Annotated in this window: 21 protein-coding genes and 4 tRNA genes; all 25 read right to left on the bottom strand. The window is 60.3% G+C overall.

Annotation, left to right across the window (positions count from 1 at the left end):
* Window positions 1-9: 9 nt before the first annotated feature.
* Window positions 10-693 (bottom strand): glycerol-3-phosphate 1-O-acyltransferase PlsY, encoded by a 684-nt coding sequence (gene plsY, locus CSV91_RS03040; RefSeq protein WP_099431761.1) that lies wholly within the window; start codon window positions 691-693, stop codon window positions 10-12.
* Window positions 686-2,020 (bottom strand): ribosome biogenesis GTPase Der, encoded by a 1,335-nt coding sequence (der, locus tag CSV91_RS03035; RefSeq protein WP_099431760.1) that lies wholly within the window; start codon window positions 2,018-2,020, stop codon window positions 686-688. Before der ends, plsY begins: the two co-directional genes overlap by 8 nt.
* 10 nt (window positions 2,021-2,030) lie before the next feature.
* The gene (locus CSV91_RS03030; RefSeq protein WP_099431759.1) at window positions 2,031-3,473 is read right to left on the bottom strand and encodes a DUF512 domain-containing protein; all 1,443 of its coding nucleotides are present in this window, start codon (window positions 3,471-3,473) and stop codon (window positions 2,031-2,033) included.
* A 2-nt stretch (window positions 3,474-3,475) separates the two neighbouring features.
* Window positions 3,476-4,372 (bottom strand): 4-hydroxy-3-methylbut-2-enyl diphosphate reductase, encoded by an 897-nt coding sequence (locus tag CSV91_RS03025; RefSeq protein WP_099431758.1) that lies wholly within the window; start codon window positions 4,370-4,372, stop codon window positions 3,476-3,478.
* A gap of 2 nt (window positions 4,373-4,374) precedes the next feature.
* Entirely contained in the window at window positions 4,375-5,103 is a 729-nt protein-coding gene (locus tag CSV91_RS03020) for a lysophospholipid acyltransferase family protein (RefSeq protein WP_099431757.1), read from the bottom strand.
* A 3-nt stretch (window positions 5,104-5,106) separates the two neighbouring features.
* Complete coding sequence (gene cmk, locus CSV91_RS03015; RefSeq protein ID WP_099431756.1) at window positions 5,107-5,793, bottom strand: (d)CMP kinase; 687 nt, start codon at window positions 5,791-5,793, stop codon at window positions 5,107-5,109.
* Window positions 5,794-5,859: 66 nt separating this feature from the next.
* Window positions 5,860-6,825: a pseudouridine synthase gene (locus CSV91_RS03010; RefSeq protein ID WP_172622435.1), complete on the bottom strand. Its 966-nt coding sequence runs from the start codon at window positions 6,823-6,825 to the stop codon at window positions 5,860-5,862.
* Window positions 6,812-7,540, bottom strand: a complete 729-nt coding sequence (gene scpB / locus CSV91_RS03005; protein WP_099431754.1) for an SMC-Scp complex subunit ScpB — start codon at window positions 7,538-7,540, stop codon at window positions 6,812-6,814. Before scpB ends, CSV91_RS03010 begins: the two co-directional genes overlap by 14 nt.
* An 11-nt stretch (window positions 7,541-7,551) precedes the next feature.
* Window positions 7,552-8,364, bottom strand: coding sequence for a segregation and condensation protein A (locus CSV91_RS03000; protein ID WP_099431753.1), 813 nt, complete (start codon window positions 8,362-8,364; stop codon window positions 7,552-7,554).
* Between the two features lie 84 nt (window positions 8,365-8,448).
* Entirely contained in the window at window positions 8,449-9,132 is a 684-nt protein-coding gene (locus CSV91_RS02995; protein WP_099431752.1) for a site-2 protease family protein, read from the bottom strand.
* Window positions 9,133-9,141: 9 nt separating this feature from the next.
* Window positions 9,142-9,438 (bottom strand): hypothetical protein, encoded by a 297-nt coding sequence (locus tag CSV91_RS02990; protein ID WP_099431751.1) that lies wholly within the window; start codon window positions 9,436-9,438, stop codon window positions 9,142-9,144.
* Window positions 9,425-11,458: an ABC-F family ATP-binding cassette domain-containing protein gene (locus CSV91_RS02985; protein WP_099431750.1), complete on the bottom strand. Its 2,034-nt coding sequence runs from the start codon at window positions 11,456-11,458 to the stop codon at window positions 9,425-9,427. Before CSV91_RS02985 ends, CSV91_RS02990 begins: the two co-directional genes overlap by 14 nt.
* A 75-nt stretch (window positions 11,459-11,533) precedes the next feature.
* Window positions 11,534-11,606, bottom strand: a tRNA-Ala gene (locus CSV91_RS02980).
* Between the two features lie 541 nt (window positions 11,607-12,147).
* A tRNA-Ile gene (locus tag CSV91_RS02975) sits at window positions 12,148-12,223 on the bottom strand.
* Window positions 12,224-12,421: 198 nt separating this feature from the next.
* Window positions 12,422-12,494 (bottom strand) — tRNA-Ala (locus tag CSV91_RS02970).
* Window positions 12,495-12,903: 409 nt separating this feature from the next.
* Window positions 12,904-14,061 (bottom strand): hypothetical protein, encoded by a 1,158-nt coding sequence (locus CSV91_RS02965; protein ID WP_099431749.1) that lies wholly within the window; start codon window positions 14,059-14,061, stop codon window positions 12,904-12,906.
* A 369-nt stretch (window positions 14,062-14,430) separates the two neighbouring features.
* Window positions 14,431-14,505 (bottom strand) — tRNA-Val (locus tag CSV91_RS02960).
* 138 nt (window positions 14,506-14,643) lie between these two features.
* Window positions 14,644-15,429, bottom strand: coding sequence for a DUF3825 domain-containing protein (locus tag CSV91_RS02955; protein ID WP_232049547.1), 786 nt, complete (start codon window positions 15,427-15,429; stop codon window positions 14,644-14,646).
* A 45-nt stretch (window positions 15,430-15,474) separates the two neighbouring features.
* Window positions 15,475-15,990 (bottom strand): Fic family protein, encoded by a 516-nt coding sequence (locus CSV91_RS02950; protein ID WP_147579373.1) that lies wholly within the window; start codon window positions 15,988-15,990, stop codon window positions 15,475-15,477.
* On the bottom strand, window positions 15,987-16,172 hold the full coding sequence (locus tag CSV91_RS10010; protein ID WP_147579372.1) for a hypothetical protein: 186 nt from the start codon (window positions 16,170-16,172) through the stop codon (window positions 15,987-15,989). The genes CSV91_RS02950 and CSV91_RS10010 overlap by 4 nt, the downstream gene beginning before the upstream one ends.
* A gap of 11 nt (window positions 16,173-16,183) precedes the next feature.
* On the bottom strand, window positions 16,184-16,873 hold the full coding sequence (locus CSV91_RS02945; RefSeq protein WP_099431747.1) for a helix-turn-helix domain-containing protein: 690 nt from the start codon (window positions 16,871-16,873) through the stop codon (window positions 16,184-16,186).
* The gene (locus tag CSV91_RS02940; RefSeq protein WP_099431746.1) at window positions 16,854-17,522 is read right to left on the bottom strand and encodes a DUF3990 domain-containing protein; all 669 of its coding nucleotides are present in this window, start codon (window positions 17,520-17,522) and stop codon (window positions 16,854-16,856) included. Before CSV91_RS02940 ends, CSV91_RS02945 begins: the two co-directional genes overlap by 20 nt.
* Window positions 17,523-17,720: 198 nt before the next feature.
* Window positions 17,721-18,020 carry a nucleotidyltransferase family protein gene (locus CSV91_RS02935; RefSeq protein ID WP_099431745.1) on the bottom strand — a complete coding sequence of 100 codons (300 nt, stop codon included), beginning with the start codon at window positions 18,018-18,020 and terminating at the stop codon, window positions 17,721-17,723.
* 267 nt (window positions 18,021-18,287) lie between these two features.
* Window positions 18,288-18,662 carry a hypothetical protein gene (locus CSV91_RS02925; RefSeq protein WP_099431743.1) on the bottom strand — a complete coding sequence of 125 codons (375 nt, stop codon included), beginning with the start codon at window positions 18,660-18,662 and terminating at the stop codon, window positions 18,288-18,290.
* A 161-nt stretch (window positions 18,663-18,823) separates the two neighbouring features.
* A complete protein-coding gene (locus tag CSV91_RS02920; protein WP_099431742.1) occupies window positions 18,824-19,756 on the bottom strand; it encodes an FRG domain-containing protein in 933 nt (310 codons plus the stop codon).
* Between the last annotated feature and the right edge of the window lie 138 nt (window positions 19,757-19,894).

Raw genomic sequence — 19,894 nt, 5'->3', positions numbered from 1 at the left:
GACTCTCTCCTATTTATCGTCGGGCTCGGTGACGCGCTTGGTAAACGAGAGCTTGGACTCCTTACCGGCCATGAGCTTTTGGATATTCGCGCGATGGGCCCACACAACGGTGATGCCGATCATCGCCATGCAGAACTTGAGGCCCAGGCTGCTGTACGGAAAGACCACGCAAGCAGCGATGGGAAGACCGATGGCAGCGGCGAGTGAGCCCACCGACACAAACTTGGTGATGGCGACGGCCACGATAAACATGCCCAGCAGCGACAGGCCAATAGGCCAGTACCAGGCGAGGATGACACCCAGACCAACGGCGATACCCTTGCCGCCGTGGAAGTTGAGGTAGGGCGAGAAGATGTGTCCCCACACGGCAGCCAGGCAGATGACGCCGAGCATCCAGTCGCCGGCGGCACCGGGGGCCATAATGCTCACGGGGAAGCCGTAGCCCATGTCGGCGATAAGCGGACGTGCGATAAGGACGCAGATGGCGCCCTTAAGGCAGTCGAGCAGCAGCGTGAGCGCGGCCACCTTGGGGCCGGCTACGCGCAGGGCGTTGGTGGTGCCGATGTTGCCGGAGCCCGCCTTGCGGATGTCGGTGTGGTTAAACACGCGGCCCAAGATCAGGCCAAACGGAATCGCTCCGATAAAGAACGAGACCACGGCGCAGATAGCGGTTAGCAGAATCGGATTATGCATCCTTTTGCTCCTTCTTCCTAAAGAAGAGTCGAATGGGCGTGCCGGCAAAGTCGAAGGTCGAGCGCATGCGGTTCTCCACGTAGCGCTGGTAGGTGTCGTTGACCAGGTCACTGTGGTTGACGAAGAACGTGAACGTCGGCGGGTTGACGCCCGTCTGGGTCACGTAGTGCATGCGCAGGCGACGCTTGCCGTCTACCACGGTATGACCGAACTCGCGCAGGTCGGTGAGGAACGTATTGAGGCGCGAGGTGCTGATCTTTTGCGAGCGCGTCTTCTCGGCTGCGTCGACCATCGCCCAGATCTTCTCGACGCTGCGGCCGGTCAGGGCCGAGATGCGCAAGTACTGGGCCCAGGGAGCCATGACGCCCAGACGGCGGTCGACGGTCTCCATGCAGGCCTCGCGCTTGCGGTCATCGTCGAGCAGGTCCCACTTGTTGAGCAGCACCACGATGGCACAGCCGCGCTCGATGGCCAAGCCCATGACCTTCTGGTCCTGCTCGGTGACGCCCACGGAGGCGTCGACGACGAGCAGCGCCACGTCGGCGCGGTCGATGGCGCGCAGGCCGCGGACCATGGAGTAGTACTCGATGTTCTCGTACACGGTGCTCTTCTTGCGGATGCCCGCGGTATCGACCATGCGGTAGTGCTTGCCGTTGCGCTCGACGACCGTGTCGATGGCATCGCGCGTGGTGCCGGCAATGTTGGACACGATGGAGCGGTCGGCGCCCAGGATGCGGTTGAACAGCGAGGACTTACCGGCATTGGGGCGGCCGATGATGGCGACGTTCAGCGCATCGGGGAACTCATCGGCGACTTCGTCCTCTTCCTCCGGAAGCAGGGCCACGATATCGTCGAGCAGGTCGCCCGTGCCGTGGCCATGCAGGGCCGAGAGCGGCGTGGGCTCACCGATGCCGAGCGAATAGAACTCCCAGATGCTGTCGTTCTCGCGATCGGGGTTGTCGAGCTTGTTCACCAGCAGAAAGACCGGCTTGTCGCAGCGTTTGAGCATGCGAGCGACCGACTCGTCCTCCTCGGTGACGCCGGTGCGGCCGTCGACCACAAACAGGATGACGGCGGCTTCCTCGGCGGCGGCGAGGGCCTGGTCGCGGATGGACGTGGCGAAGACGTCATCGCTCTTGAGCGGCTCGATGCCGCCCGTGTCGACGATGGTGAACTCGCGGCCGTTCCAATCGGCCGTGTGATACGAGCGGTCGCGCGTGACGCCGCGGGACTCGTGGACGATGGCGTCCGAGGTCTGGGCCAGGCGGTTAACGAGCGTGGACTTGCCCACGTTGGGGCGTCCGACGACGGCGACGATAGGTTTCATCTGCTCTCCTTTAATGGGTAGGGTCAGTGGAAGTGTTAGAGTCGGCAGGCATAATGCCAAGGATGTGCTCCAGGGTATCGAGCAGCTCATGCGGCATTGTCGACACCACATGAACCTCCGCGCCGCGACTGGTAAGGCTTGCGAGTAAATCGTCACGATGATACTCGTCGAGCGTCATGCCGTCAGCGTTGAACATGAGCTTAGGCACAAAGAGCATAACCCCCGACAGGTCTTGGGGCAGCTGCTCAAGAATGTCACACGCGACGATGAGGCCGGTCACGTCCACGTTGCCGCCAAAGTAGCGGTTCTTGATGGCCGTGACAGTGCCGGCGAGTCCCTTGGGCGACTCCGCAAAGCGGGCCACCGTGTCGCGTGCGCTGGCGCCCGAGAGGCACAGCAGGTGCTGGCTGCGGGCGGCGATGGCCTCGCGGACGCGGGCCAGTCGCTCAGCATCGGTAGTCAACACGTCGTCGGTCTCGTCCAGATACGAGCGGATCATGCCGATGCCGTCGTAGTACTGCGGATAGCCGTCGTAAAAGTCTGCCTCGGGAGGATCGATGCCGGCGTCCAGATAGAACTCGTCGCTCATCTGGAAGGTGTGGCGGCCAAAGCGTTCGTAGGCACGGTCCTGGAAGGGCCTGATCATGGCAATGGTCTCGCGCGCCAGTTCGGGCTTGTCGCTGTATGACCAGCTAAAGCGGTTTTGGTGTTTGGTAAAACCGAGCGGCACAATGCCCAGGCTTGTGATTTGCTCATGCTCCTCGCAAAAGCGCAGGGTCTTTTCCAGCTCCTCGCCGTCGTTCATGCCGGGACACAGCACAATCTGCGCGTGAATCTCGATGCCGGCGGCCATGATGGTCTCGAGTACGTCCATGCCTCGTTGGGCGTTACGGCCCATCATACGACGGCGGACATCGGGGCTTACGGCATGGACCGACACGTTCATGGGGCTCATATTGCGTTCGATGACGTTTTGAACATCTTCGTCGGAGAGGTTCGTGAGCGTGACAAAGTTGCCCTGTAAAAAGCTCAGGCGATAGTCGTCGTCGCGAATGTAGAGCGTGGAGCGGCCGCCCTTGGGGAGCATGGTCATAAAGCAGAACACGCAGGCGTTGACGCAGGTACGCATGCCGTCGAAGATGGGGCCATCGAACTCCAAACCCCAATCCTCGCCGGGAAAGCGGTCGAGCTCGACGGGGGTGACGGTGCCGTCGCGCGGGTCGAAAACCTCGAGGTCGACGGTATCATCGTCGGCCTCCCAGAGCCATACGATCATGTCGGTGAGCGCCTCGCCGTTGACCGTGAGCACGCGCATGCCCGGCTCGATACCCACATCCCACGCGGGCGATTCGGGACGCACGTTCTTTACGAGCGCGCCCTCACCCGGCTCGGGGTCGCGGCTGCGCCCGTAATCGGCCACCTCGGCGGCATATGCGGGTACGGTCTGGTCCATGGTTAGCGGCAAAGCTCCTTGATGCGCGCGACGGCGCGCTCGATGTGTTCTTGCGGGGTGGAGGCTCCGGCAGTGATGCCGATGTGGTGAGCGTCGGTAAACCACGCGGCCTGGAGCTCAGAAGCTTCCTCGATGTGATGCGTGCGCTCGCAGGCGTCTGCGCAAATCTGCGCCAGGCGGCGGGTGTTGCCCGAGTTCTTGCCGCCTACGATGACCATGCAGTCGCAGCGGTTGGCAAGTGTGGCTGCTGCCTGTTGGCGCTCGCTCGTGGCGGCGCAGATGGTGTTGATCACACGCAGCTCCTGCACGCGCGGGGTGATAGCCGCCACGACCTCGGCGAGGTTCTGCGCGGTCTGGGTGGTCTGCACGACGAGGCCCACCTTGCCCTTGAGCGGCAGCGCGTCCGCATCGTCGGCGCAGCTCACGACCTGCGCATCATTGCCGGCGTGGCCCAGGATGCCCTCGACTTCGGGGTGGCCCGGCTCGCCCATGACTACCACGTGGTAGCCCTCGCGTACCAAGCGCTCCGCCGCCACGTGGACCTTTTTCACGTAGGGGCAGGTGGCGTCGACCACGTCGAGGCCACGCTCGCGTGCGGCTTCGATCACCTGCGGCACCACGCCGTGAGCGCGGATGATCACGGTGCCCGATGCGGCATCGTCTAGGGTCTCGGCCAGACCGACGCCCGCCTCGGCAAGCTCGCGCACCACGATGGGGTTATGGATGAGCGGACCCAGGGTGTGGACCTGAGCGTTCTCCTCCGCCTGCGGGGCGGCCGCCAGGGCCATATCGAGCGCGCGCTTCACGCCGTAGCAGGTGCCGGCGTGGGCAGCGATCTCGATGGTGGGGACGACCTCCTCAGCGGCGGCCGCAGCTGTATTCATGACGTTCTCACCCATGGCTAGAACCTGCCCGGATGCTCGGCGCACAGCTCGTCTCGCATGGCGTAGACGCGGTTCATGGCCTCGGACTCAAACCAGGTCAGGCGCTTCGTACGCTTAAGCCCGGCCGGCGCGTCCGAAAGCGAGACGGCCTTGCCGGCACGAATCCAGCACTTCTTAGGGCGCATGAGCTTTTTGCCCGCGGGCGTGATATCGGACCAGCCGCAGATGGCGAGCGGGTTCACAGGTGCCTTGCCCATCTGGGCGATGAGCGCAAAGCCGCCGTGGACCTCGGGCTTGATCTCGCGCGAGCGGATGCGCGTGCCCTCGGGGAAGATCAGGACGTCCTCGCCGCGCTGCAGCGCATGCTGAGCGGCGCGCAGGCACTTCATATCGGCAGTACCACGCTCCACGGGGATGCCGCCAACGCGGCTAAAGGCCCAGCGCACGATCTTGCTCTTGGCGAACTCTGACTTAAAGATGGGACGAATGCGGCGGCCCCCAAAGAACAGCGCCGTCTCCACGGCCAAGAGCTCGGCCATCGAGGTGTGGTTGCAGATGACCACGCTGCCGCGGCCTTCCTTGCGCTCAAACAGCAGATCGGCATCTTCGACCTTCCAACGCCACATGAGCTTGGAGAAGGCCCAAAGGATGGCCATGACTACGACGACGGTGCCGCGGATGAGCGCTGGAAACTCTGCGTAGGGGGCGTTGTAATAGTCCTCGGGCGTCTGCTTAAACAGGCGCATGGGCTACCTCCTTTGGTTGATGAGGCCCTCGATAATGCGGACGACCTCGTCGATGGTATGGGCGGTGGAGTCTACGTGCACGGCGTCCTCGGCGGGCACGAGCGGGGCGACCTCGCGGCTGCTGTCGAGCTTGTCGCGCTGCTTAAGGGCGTCGAGGGTCTCATCGACCTCGGCTTCGAGCTGCGCGGGTGTGAGCGGTTGGGCGTCGTTTTGGTGACGCTGCAGCACGCGGCGGCGGGCGCGCTCACGCGGGTCGGCGGTCAGGAAGACCTTGACCTGCGCGTTAGGGAACACGACGGTTCCGATGTCGCGACCCTCGGCCACGATATCGCGGTCCTCGGCGGCACGGCGCTGATGGATGAGCATGGCGGCGCGCACGCCCGGATAGGCCGAGACCTTGGACACGTTGGCGTCGACCTGCGGGGTGCGGATGGCGGTCGAAGCGTCCTTGCCGTCAATGGTCAGGCGCGTATCCTCGCCGGTGCCGTTGGTAAAGCGGATCTCGATCTGCTCGGCGAGGGCGTCGATGGCCGCCTCGTCGTCTAGATCGATGCCGCGGTCGAGCGCGGCGAAGGTGACGGCGCGATACATGGCGCCCGTGTCGAGCTTGTTAAAGCCCAGCTGGCGGGCGATCTCCTTGGCGATGGTGGACTTGCCGGAACCGGCGGGGCCGTCGATGGCGACGATCATGCAATGCTTCCTTTCGATGGTTGACGTGCTGCTATGGTTCGCGGGCGCTGGGGCGCGGCGGGTTGCCTAGCCTGTGTAGCGCTCGCGGTAGGTGTTGCGCTTGGGTGCGGAGCCGTGGCTGCCGTGGTGACGCGTGCGGCTGGCGGGCGTGTCTTGGGGCTTGCCGCCGTTGCGCTTGTCGCTCGCCTGCTTGGGCGGGATGCCGCCGGCCTTGAGGATCTGCACCTCGCGGTCGGTGAGCTCGCGCCACGAGCCCTTGGCCACGTCCTTGAGCTCCAGGCCGGCAAAGTTACAGCGGTGCAGGCGGATCACCGGATGGTGGATCTTGCTCAGCATGCGCTTGACCTGGTTCTTGCGCCCCTCGCGGATGATGACCTCCACGGCGGTGGTGCCGGGCTTGACGCCCTGCGGAGCCACGGCCTCGGCCTCGCGCGCGTTGATGACTCGGCAGATTGCCGGCTGGCATAGGCCGTCGTCGAGCTCGATGCCACGGCGGAGCGGGTCTAGATCGCGGTCGGACAGCTGGCCGTCAACGAGTGCCTGGTAGGTCTTATAGACATGCTTGCTGGGGTGCAGCAGGTCCTGCGATAGGTCGCCGTCGGTGGTAAAGAGCAAAAGGCCCGTGGTGTCGCGGTCCAGGCGACCCACCGGGAAAAGTCCCGGAAAGCGGTCGCGGGGGACCAGGTCGGCCACGCAAGGGCGCTCCTGCGGGTCGCTCATGGTGGTGAGGTAGCCGGTCGGCTTGTAGAGCATCAGGTACACGGCGCCCTGGTTGAGCTTTACGGGCATGCCGTCGACCTCGATGTGATCGCGATCGACATCGACCTTGGTGCCCAGTTCGGTCGCGACCTGGCCGTTAACGGTCACGCGGCCGGCGGTCATTAGGTCTTCCGAGCCGCGGCGGCTCGCCACGCCCGCGCGTGCCAAAAAGCGCTGCAGGCGCATGGTGTGCGGATAGACGGGCTGGGCGTCGGCTGCGGGTACTGCGTTGCCCATGGCGCGCGTCTCCCCCACTTCGTTAGTCCTCGTCATGCAAATCCTCCGAGGTCTCGTCGACGACCAGGGATTCCAAGTCCTCGACTGCCTCAACATCGACAACATCGGTATCGAGCAGTTCGCGCTCTTCGTCCAGGTCCTCGGCCTGCTCCTCGAGCGTGGACTGAATGCTGCGGCCGCTCAGGCGCTCGCGGATAAACTGACGCGACTGCTCGTCGGGGGCAAACTGCTCAAGATCGGGCAGGTCGCGGGTGGAGCGCAGACCGAACTTTTCCAAAAAGGCGTTGGTCGTGCCGTAGATGATGGCTTGACCGCGCTGGGGGTCGCGGCCGAGCTCGCGCACCAGACCCTTGTCCACGAGCGACGCGATGACGCCGTCGGAGTTGACGCCGCGGATGCCTTTGACCACCTCGCGCGTCACGGGCTGGCGGTATGCGATGACGGCCAGTGTTTCGAGCGCCGCCTGCGACAGCTTTTGCGTGTCCCAGCTCAGCACATAGGCCTCGACCACGTCGTGGTAGGCAGGGTGCGTGAACAGGCGCCAGCCGCCGGCGACCTCGCGAAGCTGAAAGCCGCGGTTGGCCTCCTCGTACTCAACCTTGAGCTCGGCGAGCAGCGATGCGCACTCGCCCGGGGCGATATCCAGCGCACCTGCCAGCGCGGGCGCGCTCACCGGGTCGCTCGACACCAGCAGCAGCGCCTCGAGGGCGCCTTTGAGGCTGTTTGCCTCCAGCGTGGAAAGGGTTGACATGGTTGCGGCTCCTATTCGGTGAGCTCGGGGCCCTCGCCGGGCACGTATGCCTCGGCGCCCTCGACTCGGTTGATGCAGATGGTTCCAAAGATCTCGTCCTGGCTCAGCGTGAGCGAGCCACGCTTGGCGAGCTCGAGCATGGCCAGGAAGGTAACGACGAGCTGCTCGGTGGTGGCATCGCCGTCCAACAGCTCGCGGAAGGTGCAGGTTTGGTGCGCCATGGTAAAGCGGTCGACGGAGGCCACCGTCAGGTCGAGCGGCACGCGATGCGGCGCCACGTGCTCGGCCTCCAGTAAGAAGGTCTGGCGCTTTCCGTCAAGGTCGGCACAGATGACGGCCAGACCGCGCAGGGTGATGCCAGCCAGGTAGTCGGGCATGAGCCCAAGGAACTCGGGGTCGGGGCCGGCCACACGCGGGTGCATGCGGCTTTCGGCCTGCATGCGCGCGCCCAGGGCCGCAGCCGTGCCTTTAAACTGCTTGTAGGCAATCAGGCGCTGAATCAGGACCTCGCGCAGGGCGTCGCCGTCGAGCGCGCTGAGTTCCTCGAGGTCTTCGTCGAACTCGTCATCGTCGTCATCGACTTTGCTCGGGGCCTCCTGCGGCACCAGCGAGGCGGCCTTGATGTCCAAAAGGGTTGCCGCGACCAGCAAAAAGTCGCTCGCCACGTCCAGGTCCAGCGCCTCGATGCGCTCGGCCTCGGCCAGGTACTGCTCGGCCACCTCGCTGATGGAGATGGCGCCGATATCTACTTTTTGGCGGGTTACCAGCTGCAGCAGCAGGTCGAACGGTCCGCTGTAGACCTGCGTCGACACGCGATACGACATCTTCGACCTCCTTTGACGGCGCCTTCGCGGCGCGGTTTGGGTGCATGTTGCGACCGTTTTGCACGGTCGACCTGTAAGTTTACCTTAGATGCCGGCGATTGCGAAGTTGAGCAGCTGCTCAGCAAGCGGATACACGGTAACGTCGAAATAGCGGCCGATCACATCGATGCCGGTCCACATGGGCAGCAGGTACAGTACCAGGATGAGGATAGGCATAGCGTATTGCTGCAGACGGTAATAGTTGTTGAGCGCCTTGCCCTTGAGGAAGGGCACGATGATTGACGAGCCGTCGAGCGGCGGGATCGGGATGAGGTTGAAGAATGCGAGTGACAGGTTAACCACGATAAACGTGGCGCCGAAGTTCATGATCTGTGACGCCAGGGCAAAGGAGATGCCGGTGTAGAGGTTGCCGTACGCCACGTGCATGAGTGCCGCGGCAAGGCACGCGAGTGCGATGTTCGACGCGGGGCCGGCCGCGCTCACCAGGACCTCGTCGCGCTTGGGGTGCTTGAGGTTGTTGAGGTAGACGGGCACGGGTTTGGCGAAGGCGAACACCGGGCCGCCGGCCGCGAGCATGAGCAGCGGCAGGATGATGGTGCCAAACGGGTCGATATGGTTAAGCGGGTTGAGTGACACGCGGCCGCGCGAACGGGCCGTCTTGTCGCCGAGCGCCCAGGCCGCGGCGGCGTGTGCGCTCTCGTGGATCACGATGCCCACGATGACGGCGACGGCGCTGGCGAGCAGGTTCATGAGGTAGCTGCTGGACATAGCGCTCCCCTAGCGGATGCGGCGCGAGGCGCGCGTGAGCAGGTAGTCGATCACAAACAGGATCACGGCGACGATGGCGTAATCCAGGCGGAACACGCCGCCAAAGGGCGACGTGATGACGCCATAGCCGGCGATGGCGCTCGGCAGTGCGCGCGAAAGCTCAACGACAAAGCCTACGATCTGCAGCTTGGCGGTGAGGCCGCTAAAACACAGCAGCACGGTCATCGCGCTCATAAAGATGCCGCAGATGCGACAGGCGATGGCGATGATGCTCATCGCCACGGCAGCGGCCTTACGAGAGTTCACGCGCGGTCTCCTCTTCGATCTGGGTGGAAAGCTCCAGCCATTCGTCCTCGAGCTTGGGTAGCTCTTGCTTAAGGCCGTTATATTCCCCCAGCGCGGCGTTGAACTTGTCTTGATCGGCATAAAGCTCTTCGCTTGCCATCAATTCCATAAGCTCGTCATAGCGGGCGCGCTTTTTGTCGAGCTCCGTCTCGATCTTCTTGAGCTGGTTGCGCACGCCCTTGAGCTTTTTGTTGAGCGCAGCGCGGGCTTGGGCCTCGGCGCGCTTTTGCTCCTTGGTCTTTTTGCCCTCGGCAGGCTTGGGGGCGGCGACGGGGGTGTCGGCCTGGGCGGCGCTGGCCTTGGTGGACTTGGTCGTGGCCGGCGCGCTCTCCCCTGCCGCCTCGGCGGCGGCGCGGGCTGCGAGGTCCTCGCGCTTGTAGAGGTAGTAGTCGTAGTCGCCGTCGTAGACCGTGACTTGGCCGTCGCGGATGTCGATGACGCGGTTGGCCACGGCGCGCACCAGGTGTTCGTCGTGGCTGATCAGCACGATGGTGCCGGGGAAGTTTTGCAGGGCGTTCTCGAGCATGTCCACCGAGTCGATGTCTAGGTGGTTGGTGGGCTCGTCCAGGCACAGGAGCGCCTCGGGGGCCACGAGCATCTTGGCCAGGGCCAGACGCGCTTTTTCGCCGCCGGAGAGGACGCGAACCTGCTTCTCGATGGAATCGTTGTCGCTAAACAGGAAGGCGCCCAGTAGGCTGCGCTGCTGTGGCACGGTCCACTTGGGCGTGACGGTGTCGATCTCTTGCAGGACGGTATTGGACTCGGTCATGCCCTCGAGTGCGTGCTGGGCGTAGTAGGCCACGCCCACGTTGGTGCCCAGGTCCCGGGTGCCGGTGGTGGGCGGCTCCAGGCCGGCGAGGATCTTCATGAGCGTGGACTTGCCGGCGCCGTTGGGGCCGACGAGCGCCACGTGCTCGCCGCGGTAGAGCTTGAGGTCGATGTCGCTGTAGATGTGCTTGTTGCCGTAGGACTTGGAGACGCCCTCCAGGCCCACGACCATGTCGCCGGAGCGCGGCGGGTCGGGGAACTTAAAGTCGATGTGCTTGTGGCCCTCGGGTAGGATGACAAGCTCCTTTTTGATCTGCTCGATCTTGCGGATGCGCTCCTGGGCCTGGGCTGCCTTGGTGGGCTTGTAGCGGAACTTGTCGACGAAGACCTGCATGTGGGCGATGTCGCGCTCCTGGGCGGCGCGCTTGGCGCGCATCTGCTCCAGGTTGTCCTCGCGCTGCTTGAGGTAGCTGCTGTAGTTGCCGGTGTAGGTGGTCACGCGGCGGTTCTCGAGGGCGGCGACGTGGTCGACGCAGGCGTCCATGAAGGCGCGGTCGTGGCTGACGATGAGGACGGCGCCGTCGTAGTTGGCGATAAAGCCGCGCAGCCACTGGACGCTTTCGAGGTCCAGGTGGTTGGTGGGCTCGTCCAGCAGCAGCAGGTCGGGGTGGCGCAGGAAGAGCTTGGCGAGCGCGATGCGCATCTGCCAGCCGCCCGAGAACTCGGAGCATGGGCGCTCAAAGTCGGTGACCTTAAAGCCCAGGCCGGAAAGGATTTTGCGGGCGTTGCTCTCGAGCTCGTAGCCGCCCAGGTGCTCAAAGCGGTCCTGGACCTGGCCGTACTCGTTAAGGAGTGCGTCGACGTCCTTGCCCTGCTCGGAGAGCTCGGTGATCTGGGCCTGCAGCTCGTTAGCGCGCTCGCCCATGCGGCGGATTTCCTTGGCGGCGGCCATGACCTCGGCAAGGATGGTGGTGTCCTTGTGCTCCAGATTAGTTTCCTGCTCTAGGTAGCCCACCTGGCAGTCCTTGGCGTACTGGACCTGGCCGGCGTCGGGGCTGTCGATGCCCATGATGATTTTGAGCATGGTGGTTTTGCCGGCGCCGTTAGGGCCCACGAGCGCGAAGCGCTCGCCGGGGTTGATCTGGAAGGACGCGCCGCTAAAGAGGACGCGCGCGCCGAAGCTTTTTTCGATCTTGTCGACCAGGAGGATCATGCTGCCGCCTTTGACCTTGTGTGCCTATATGAAAAAAGGCCCCAACTTGCGTTGGAGCCTCATTCAATGCTCGGGTGGAGACGAGGGGGATCGAACCCCTGACCTCTTGACTGCCAGTCAAGCGCTCTCCCAGCTGAGCTACGCCCCCGTGCGAAGAAGTACTATACGGGAACTCGGACGGCGATGCAAGGGCATTTTTGGAAAAACTTTCCGGGGGGCGCGGGCGCCGGAGTCCCGCGGGGCCGCGACGGCGGAGGCCGGCGCCCGCGGGGCCGATGCGGGCGGGCGTCCAGGGCGCCTGGGCCCCTCGATGCCCGACCAAGCCCGCGGGGCGCGCCCCGCGGGCGGGCGGCGGCAGCGCCGCCCTCCCATCAGGCTCCGCTCCGCCCGCCCCCCGGGGCCTCCCGCCACGAAACCGGCCCATCTACTACGTTTGGGCGACATCCCCCGACCATGGCGTCTCGGGCAGAAATAAAACCGCAGGTAGACGGCCTGCGGTTTTCGCGAAATACGGGGTATGGTCGAGGGGTCGGGGTTAAACGTAGTAGATGGGCCGGTTTCGTGGCGGCGGCATCGCAGGCAGCCGACCGAGGGCGCCCGGAAATGAGCAAGCAGGCTATTTGCAAGTGAAAACTAATGCCATGAAAAAGAAAACAGGCCAGACATATTGCCTGACCTGTTGAAAAACCTGGTGGGCCCTCCGGGATTCGAACCCAGAACCCAGGGATTATGAGTCCCCTGCGCTAACCGTTGCGCCAAGAGCCCTTATAAAGTGGCGCTTGCAGTTGGGGTGGCAGAACAGCCTCCAACGCTTTGAACCACGATGTGAAATACTACCATGCGCGCGGCACCCGTTCAACGCACGATCTTGTCGACCGGGAGGATCATGCTGCCGCCTTTGACCTTGTGTGCCTATATGAAAAAAGGCCCCAACTTGCGTTGGAGCCTCATTCAATGCTCGGGTGGAGACGAGGGGGATCGAACCCCTGACCTCTTGACTGCCAGTCAAGCGCTCTCCCAGCTGAGCTACGCCCCCGTGCGAAGAAGTACTATACGGGAACTCGGACGGCGATGCAAGGGCATTTTTGGAAAAACTTTCCGGGGGCGCGGGCGCCGGAGTCCCGCGGGGTCGCGACGGCGGAGACCAGCGCCCGCGGGGCGCGCCCCGCGGGCGGGCGGCGCTGCCGCCGCCCGCCTATCAGGCTCCACTCCGGTCGCCCCCGGGATCCCCGCCACGAAACCGGCCCATCTACTACGTTTGGGCGACATCCCCCGACCATGGCGTCTCGGGCAAGAATAAAACCGCAGGTAGACGGCCTGCGGTTTTCGCGAAATACGGGGTATGGTCGAGGGGTCGGGGTTAAACGTAGTAGATGGGCCGGTTTCGTGGCGGCGGCATCGCAGACAGCCGACCGAGGACGCCCGGAAATGAGCAGGGCACCCGTCTAACGACCGATTTCCAGCCAGTTGCACAGTACTTTGGCTCGTAACTCCATTTCCGTCGCCTTTTGCGCCTTAGTTTTGCACCTATAGCGTAATTCCAAGCGCGAGCAAAGACTTCTCACGATCGCATCAAGCTGCTCGGCATCGTTAAGCATGTCGTGCGTAACCAGGAAGACGTCATACCCCATACTTTGCAGCGCCGTCATGCGTTTGGCATCGTGGCCCAGCACGGCGCCTGATCCGTGGATGACCTCCCCCTGAATCTCCACGATGTCTGCTTTCATTATGGTTGGATTTACGATCACGATATCCCCGTAGCAGACTCTTTGCCCTGCAATGCTCTGCGCCGATGCGGTAAGCGGCGTAAGGTCGTTAACGTAAACGCTTCGAAAGCCGGCACCGCCGCGAGAGCGAGGAAGCGACAGCAATAAAATTCCTGCAACTTCAAGCGGAGAAGCTGCTATACCTGTCACCAGCTGCGCGGCGTTGTAAAACTTTGTACCCCACTTTCGTCTTTTCATCTTACTGGCGTACTCATGAAGCTCGTGTAATTCGATGAGCGGCTTCCTCATCCAGAGCGAAGTGCCCTTTAGCCTTGTGACCTCCTTCGTTTTCTTTTGTCCGTTGGGCTCCTTCGTATTTACCTGTTCTTTGACTTTTATGCGCGCATAAACGCGTTTCCATTGTGGTTCGTCTTGGCTTTCATCGAGGTCAAAGAGGGATTCGGTGGTTGCATTCTCGGCAGCCTCATTGGCTTTGTCTAGTTCCGCTTCTACTGCTACCGTGGGCTCAAAGACTGAGAACCGTCCGCAGAATTCGTACATGGCAAGGACAAGATCGGTTGGAGATACAAAGCGCGCCATGGTAAATAGCGTCGCAAGTGGATTGGTAACCCTAAAGCTCATCGCGGTTTCCAGCGTGCTATCTACCTCCGAAGCATCATCACAGTGGATTGTTGTCCGTAATCCCGAATGGTAATTAACGCCACCGGGCACTGTTGTGGTAATAATCGGGGTCTTGAGGATGTCGACTACAAAGGGCGATTGAGATAGGGCTCGCCAGCCGTCTTCTGGGCTTGGCAGTCTCGGGTAGAGGTCGCGGACCTGTGGCGGGCAGCGCCAGTAACGGAATGCGGTGTTTGCGCAGACGATTTCGTCCATTTGCGCCTCCCCTGGTATCGGCCGTAGACCATGCGGTTGTGGTCGTGGACGATTATCTACCGGGGCATCATGCGGGTAAGTACCGGAAGCTGACCAAACGCTGACCAAAAGCTTAACGCAATCCGTTGAAAAGCCGCCATAGGCATGAACGCGCTGGTACAAGCTGTGAGTCAGCGGTCTCTGTCTCCATAATTGCACATAGAATACGCAGGGAATTCAATGAATAAACGCAGACGCATTTTGCAAAACGCGCAATGACGACACCTAAGGTGAACTGCGTAATATATATCGCCTTAGGTAACTTCGCTTCGATTTTGGTGTTAAAAAGAAAAAGGCCAGAGGCTTAACACCTCTGACCTGCGCTTTTGATGGTGGGCGATACAAGATTCGAACTTGTGACCCCATCCGTGTGAAGGATATGCTCTACCCCTGAGCCAATCGCCCGTCGCCTTTCGGCAAAAGAGATACTAACATAGCCGCGCTCGGTTTACCAAGAACTTTTTGCCCTCGATTTTAAATTCGTGAGTGCCAGCCAAGTCAAAGCAACCAAAGCAATCGGCAAAACAGCAGCTAAACCAGCATTTATCGCTTTATCCACGATGTCTCGGGGCGGCAGATCAATCGCGCGTTGTTGTAAGCCATGTCGAGTGTGAGGCAGGTGCGCGCGGCGTAGAAACCGTCCTCGCGCTGGATGGTCAGCGCCAGTTCGGGCTTGTCGCCGGTTAGGCACAGCGGCAGCAGCTGGATCCGGCCGCCGTAGAACTGCGGCACGGCGAGCGTGTAGTTGGCGGCGGCGCGTCGGGCGGCCTCGACGACGGCGCCCTCAAAGGCGCGGCGCAGCAGCAGCGAGTTACCCTCCCCCATCAGGCTGGCAGGAATGCGCGTCAGGTTCTCCTCGTCGCCCAGAATATGGTCGATGTTGGAGCGGATGGGAAGGCGGTAGTCAAAGACCAGCTCGGAGGGGTCCTCGGCAAAGCGCACGCGGCACGGCAGGTACTCAAACGAGACCAGCATGGGGTCGCTCTCCTTAAAGAAGCCCTTCAAAAACCAGCGCTGGCGCGCATCGGGCTTGGTGTTGGGCTCAAACAGACCGTAGATGGTCTCGTAGCGGCGCGTGTACAGGCCGGTGTTGAATAGGCAGCGGTCGTCGTCGAACACCAGCGGCAGGTTGGACGGCGCGGTCTGGTCCACGTCGCGCTCGGTCAGGAACACCGCGCGGCTAAACGAAAACGACAAGTAGTTTCTGAGGATGCGGTTCCCGGGACCCCAGTCCTCGGGATCGGCGAGGTCGACAAGGCGGTCGTAGCAGGGCTCGGGGCAAAACGCGAAGTCGTACACATTACTGCACAGGGTGCTGGGGATCTCCATGTGGTGTCCAATCAATTCATTAACCGGCGTGCGGATGCTTAGATTCTATACGAGCGACAGATCGCCCGTGCCCGCAACGAATCCGCAGCGCAGCTCTTCGGCTAGCTCGCTGTTCGTGCGGCGACTGGAAACGAGGTCCTGGATCCAGGCGTAGTACTGGTTGTCTTTTGGTTCGGGGCTGTCAGACAGCACGACCGGAGTGCCTGCGAACCTTAAGACGGACAACGCAAAGACAAGGCTGGTTCGTTTGTTACCGTCTTCAAAGATGTGGTCCTTGACCATGTGCTCGGCCACGTAGGTGACCTGGTCAAAGATGTCTGCGAAGCGATTGGCCGGCGATTGACCAAATATCGTACAGAATGCACCCGCAAGCACGGACTCGACGCATCCAAGCTCAAGCGCGGCCCGGTCGCCTGTGGCGTCGGTTGTATAGCAGCGTCCGACCGTCATCAGCGTGCTGTGCAGGCGCATCACGGCCGCGGCCATATCTTCGAGCGAACCGGCATCATCGAGCACGAGCGGCGCGAACGGATGCGCTCCCCGCTTCGTGTCCGCCATCATGAGTTCTCCAAGAGCCTGAGCGCGTTGGGCATGTTCGAAATGGTCAGCCGAATAGCTTCGTCGATTGACGTGGTGCCGCCGAGCAAAATCGGTGATGCTGAATTTGCCACGTGCGCAGTTGAATGATCTTCTTGAGCAACGCAATCAGCGCCTTCATCTTGTTGAACATAGCTCCAAGGCATGTCTGACTCCTCTATAGCTTTACAGACGAAATAGCCTGCGAGTCGTACTCCAGAGCAATCGGTTGCCAGACGAGGTCTTCGATGGTGCAGTTTAGGGTGTCTGCAAGCGCCAATGCCGAGGAAACCGAGGCGCGGCGTAGGTCGAGCTGGTTCTGCTCGTAGAGTTGTATGGCGCGAAGCTTAACCCCCGATTGGGCGGCGAGCTGTTTTTGCGTTAGTCCGGCAGCCTTTCGTGCCGCCTTGAGGCCCTTTTTGTCTGCCTGGGCGTTGTTCCATTTTTCGATGACAATCTGGGCGAATTTATCTTCGGAGGCCTCGTGGAGCGGATGGTACGAGCCGATGATCCAATCGAGCGGAGCGACTTCGAGTAGCTTATTAAAGCCCAAGCTGCTCATCCATTGCGTATAGGCCATAACCCACCCCGCCCAATACTGAGGCGAACGGTCGAACGGATAGGTCTCCCTACATCTGACGGGGGTCAGTCCCGCATGGGCGATAATATCGCGCGCGAGCTCGTCGCCCGCCATGCCGCAGACGACGCGAGGCATACCGCGCTCAAACTGTTTCATCTCAAGAGCGTTCGACATGATCGCCGTCAACTCGGCTGGAGTCAGCCCTTGGTCACAGAGAGCAAAATCGACCGCCTCGCCCAGCGTTCTCATTGCATCCTCGAGATACATCTCACTGTAGGCGTGGGTCATCGCCCGTCATCCCCTCTCGAATGATATCGACGATACGTATTCCCTCAAACGGGTTTTCGGCAAGGAGCTCCCGATACTGCGCCCTTGCCGCTTCATCTCGTTCCTTGGCCAATGGACCATACAGAGCTTGCTGCGCACGTTCAAATCCAGCAAAACGAATGCTCTTAAACGCACGCTCGCTTTTGAGCACAATCTGCTCCCCCAGGTTACCGAGCCTCATAGATCGTCCAAGCTGATCGACGGTGATCGTATTGTTTACAAAAGCTCTGGCATAGCTAAAGTACGAGTCGTCCGCACGCCACCCCCTTATTACGTCGCAAGTGCTCGTCTGAGGTAGAAAGTGATCATGGAGATATTCGCACGCCCCCGCGGCAATGGCGGTATCTTTGCGAAAAGAACGATGCTCAACGAGCAACGCTATCCAATGCAGGACGCAATATTGCGGCGATAGCAAGTCGAGAACTTTGAGATCGGCTATATCGAGTTCATAGCGATTCGCAAAGCCATCGGCATCGCGCGAGCATGCCCATTCCCTTGCAAGGTCGAGGCTCTCTGTGCAATAGAATCCCTGTCCATAGTCGTTATGGATTTTCCCCAGGCCAAGCTGGGGAGTCTCAATGATTTTCTGAGAACCATGCCACAGTTCCACGCGAGTCTCCTAACAGGTATCGCTCTAGCGATAGTATAACATACTATCGCTAGAGCGATACCTGTATTCAAATAGCAAGAGGGTGTCTGGAACCGAGTTTGAGTTCAATACTGGCTTCTAAGGCTCGCCGAGTCCGGAAGTATGCGACAAAATTCAGACTTGCTGATCACGCCGGAGCACGCTAACGCTTCGTCCTGCTTACAGAGCTTCATAGACAAGCACCTCATCTTGCTCGATGCTTTTGCGGAAGGCCGGGCGCATGTGCTCTGGTGGGTTGGTGACGATATCAACCTTTCGACCAAGTTCCTTCTCGAGCTCATGGGAGAGTTCATAAAGCGTGCCGAACGTCATGGTGTTGCCGCAGACTAGGCGCAAGTCAATATCGCTATCTGGCGTTTGCTCGCCTCGGGCAAACGAGCCAAATAAATAGGCTTCGCTGACGTCGTATTGAGCCAGCACGCGGGAGGCGACGGTGGATATGTCGGAAGGCGAAATCATGGGATATTTTCCGTTCAACAGTAGAGTGTCAGGGGGCCAGCGCCGATACCGCCGGTCCGGCTTTTTGCCGTTCTGCTAGCTCGAAGATAAACGGAGCGTTTGATCTAACGAACTCGGTCAAAAAATCCAGATCGTCAGTAGAAAAACATTCGCCATTGAACCACTTAACCTCAGGCATCAAGCATTCCGCATGGTCAAAGCCAAGGTCAACCGGACGCTCGACGGCTACGCGAACGGTCCCGTCATCCCTAGCATAAGCAGAGTTCATTAATCCGCCCCGCTGTCCAAGATAAACTCTCCCGTCTCCAGGTCAACGAAGTCCGCGAGCTTTATCTTTCCGGAGAAGCCGCTCCCCTTGTACTTTCCTGCGTAGGTCTCAGTGTCGAACTTGAACGAAATGTTATACAGCTTTCCAGTCTTTGTCTTCCTGATTAGCCCGTTTTCCAGCATGTAGCTCAGTACCCTCTTATGGCTTACTCTATCGTTACCGTTTAGGTAAAAGCAACAGACACCATGTTTCGAGCCCGCCGCGATGAGCGTTTCGGGGTTCGAGTATTTGGCCTCTACGACGACGCCATCAAGAACTGCGGTTCCGACAATGTCGTCCATGAGGGCGGTTTTGAATGGAGAGAAGAAGAACATCCATTTTCCGCATTGGACGGGATCTATGTCGTGGATTCGCTCCTTGTTGATAAACCAAATCCATGAGAACGATTTGACCCTGGCAATCGAGCCGGATTCGTTAAGAAGCGCCTCGACAATCGGATGCTAAGGGCTTATTCCGAATACCCGATCGTTTGGCGTCACGTATATTGATTTCTTTTAAATTCGCTCACCATTCCAGAGCAGATCTTCTCAATACTGTCGGGAAAGAGCGTGGATTCGGTTACGCCAAGATTGCCCAATTCGATAAGCAGGGATTTTTTCCTTTCAGATGGCACTATGCAACGGCCGGCTATTACGGGACTGTCTTTGGGCAGCGGACTTATGAATTCCTCAAACGATAAATAAGGGTCTTCACCACGAATGTCATTTGGGAAAAGGATATATTGCCCCGACTGGGCGGCTTGCCTATCGAGATATCTAGTTCCGTAGACAAATAATGTGTCTTCGCAGCACTCCTTAAACCATTTTGCCTGATCGGTTGGTTCAGGGCAATTTGAAAGCACTAGATCACGTTGATAGTCAAAGTATGGTCTAGATATTGCAAGTGAAGCAAAGTCTGATAACACTTTAGAGTTCATAAACAGATGCCACGAGTCCGCGATTGCCTGACAGATGGGATATTCCTGCTTATCCCCTCCCGGTCGCCTAAAGATAAATACTTCGCCCACGTCATCCAGATTTCCGCAGGCGAAATAGAGGGCGGCAAGCGCGTTTGAAGTGACATCTAATAGTCTGGTGGGGACTCCGTAGTGCTGGAGACAGGCTAAAAGATCAATTGGAAGCAAATCTCGTTTAAAAACATTTGGCAATATGCGGCAGGCAGTTTCAATAATATCCGCCTCGTGCTTAAGGGTGCCTATGATAGGAGAAATGGCGTCACATCCCGGTTTACGCCAAAGACTGTCTCTTCCGATTGACGGAACTAGATCAAACTTAGTCGATCCTTGTCCACGAAACACAAATGTAGACTCAATTGTTCTGGCGTCACCATCTATTGTTGGTGAAAGCTCGTTGATGTATTTGATATACGAGGCTACATCATCAACCTCAACTTTAGTTTCATTAGACATATATCAATCCTTTAGTGGAACAAGAAGCTTTATAAATGGCAACATTTGGATTGCAATTATCTTATCGCTCTGGCAGATGGGGTGTAAGGCCAACATCGGCAACAGATCGAGAGGCAGTCGAGCTAAAGAAAATAGCGC

It is taken from the genome of Collinsella aerofaciens (assembly GCF_002736145.1).
Lineage (GTDB): Bacteria > Actinomycetota > Coriobacteriia > Coriobacteriales > Coriobacteriaceae > Collinsella > Collinsella aerofaciens_A.
The sequence above is the reverse complement of the archived record's forward strand: the minus strand, read 5'-3'. Positions and strand labels throughout refer to the sequence as shown.

Coding starts and splice junctions, on each gene's coding strand:
- plsY (WP_099431761.1), bottom strand. CDS start 693: ATGCATAATCCGATTCTGCTAACCGCTATCTGCGCCGTGGTCTCGTTC.
- der (WP_099431760.1), bottom strand. CDS start 2,020: ATGAAACCTATCGTCGCCGTCGTCGGACGCCCCAACGTGGGCAAGTCC.
- CSV91_RS03030 (WP_099431759.1), bottom strand. CDS start 3,473: ATGGACCAGACCGTACCCGCATATGCCGCCGAGGTGGCCGATTACGGG.
- CSV91_RS03025 (WP_099431758.1), bottom strand. CDS start 4,372: ATGGGTGAGAACGTCATGAATACAGCTGCGGCCGCCGCTGAGGAGGTC.
- CSV91_RS03020 (WP_099431757.1), bottom strand. CDS start 5,103: ATGCGCCTGTTTAAGCAGACGCCCGAGGACTATTACAACGCCCCCTAC.
- cmk (WP_099431756.1), bottom strand. CDS start 5,793: ATGATCGTCGCCATCGACGGCCCCGCCGGTTCCGGCAAGTCCACCATC.
- CSV91_RS03010 (WP_172622435.1), bottom strand. CDS start 6,825: ATGACGAGGACTAACGAAGTGGGGGAGACGCGCGCCATGGGCAACGCA.
- scpB (WP_099431754.1), bottom strand. CDS start 7,540: ATGTCAACCCTTTCCACGCTGGAGGCAAACAGCCTCAAAGGCGCCCTC.
- CSV91_RS03000 (WP_099431753.1), bottom strand. CDS start 8,364: ATGTCGTATCGCGTGTCGACGCAGGTCTACAGCGGACCGTTCGACCTG.
- CSV91_RS02995 (WP_099431752.1), bottom strand. CDS start 9,132: ATGTCCAGCAGCTACCTCATGAACCTGCTCGCCAGCGCCGTCGCCGTC.
- CSV91_RS02985 (WP_099431750.1), bottom strand. CDS start 11,458: ATGATCCTCCTGGTCGACAAGATCGAAAAAAGCTTCGGCGCGCGCGTC.
- CSV91_RS02965 (WP_099431749.1), bottom strand. CDS start 14,061: ATGGACGAAATCGTCTGCGCAAACACCGCATTCCGTTACTGGCGCTGC.
- CSV91_RS02955 (WP_232049547.1), bottom strand. CDS start 15,429: ATGGAGATCCCCAGCACCCTGTGCAGTAATGTGTACGACTTCGCGTTT.
- CSV91_RS02950 (WP_147579373.1), bottom strand. CDS start 15,990: ATGATGGCGGACACGAAGCGGGGAGCGCATCCGTTCGCGCCGCTCGTG.
- CSV91_RS10010 (WP_147579372.1), bottom strand. CDS start 16,172: ATGCCTTGGAGCTATGTTCAACAAGATGAAGGCGCTGATTGCGTTGCT.
- CSV91_RS02945 (WP_099431747.1), bottom strand. CDS start 16,873: ATGACCCACGCCTACAGTGAGATGTATCTCGAGGATGCAATGAGAACG.
- CSV91_RS02935 (WP_099431745.1), bottom strand. CDS start 18,020: ATGATTTCGCCTTCCGACATATCCACCGTCGCCTCCCGCGTGCTGGCT.
- CSV91_RS02925 (WP_099431743.1), bottom strand. CDS start 18,662: ATGTTCTTCTTCTCTCCATTCAAAACCGCCCTCATGGACGACATTGTC.
- CSV91_RS02920 (WP_099431742.1), bottom strand. CDS start 19,756: ATGTCTAATGAAACTAAAGTTGAGGTTGATGATGTAGCCTCGTATATC.